The sequence below is a fragment of the Neisseria sp. P0021.S007 genome (genome assembly GCF_051956855.1).
Genome location: NZ_JBQCXA010001475.1, coordinates 1 through 475 on the forward strand (window position 1 = coordinate 1; position 475 = coordinate 475).

A 475-nucleotide genomic window follows, 5' to 3' on the forward strand; every position below is an offset into this window, starting at 1 on the left:
GCGAGATAATGCGGTTTTCAGGTTTTGCAGCCGATTTGAGCGCAGTCAGAAGCGGATGGACGTCGTCTGAAACGCCGAGAGTATTCAATCGTTTCAGACATTCTCTGGCATAACCGGAAAACAGCAGCTTCATGATTTCGTCAAACAGACGCGCTACGGGTTCGTGTTTCAGACGACCTGCCTGCTCCGGAATCGGCGCGGCGGTGTTTTCTTCCACTTCAAACCCAAGTTTGCCCGACAACCGCACGGCACGAAGGATGCGGACAGGGTCTTCCTGATAACGTTCTGCCGCATTGCCTATCATCACCAGCTTGCGGTCGGCAATATCGCCGACGCCGTGGTGAAAATCGACGATTTCTTCTTTAATCGGGTCGTAATAAAGCGCGTTGCAGGTAAAATCACGGCGCATAGCATCTTCTTCCATGCTGCCGTAAGTGTTGTCCTTCATAATCCTGCCGTGCGCGTTCTGTTGCAC

Annotated in this window: 1 pseudogene; it reads right to left on the bottom strand. The window is 52.4% G+C overall.

Going from position 1 to position 475, the window contains the following annotated elements:
* Positions 1-475 (bottom strand): annotated as a pseudogene (locus ACTHUR_RS19775) (polynucleotide adenylyltransferase PcnB); the annotation flags it as partial.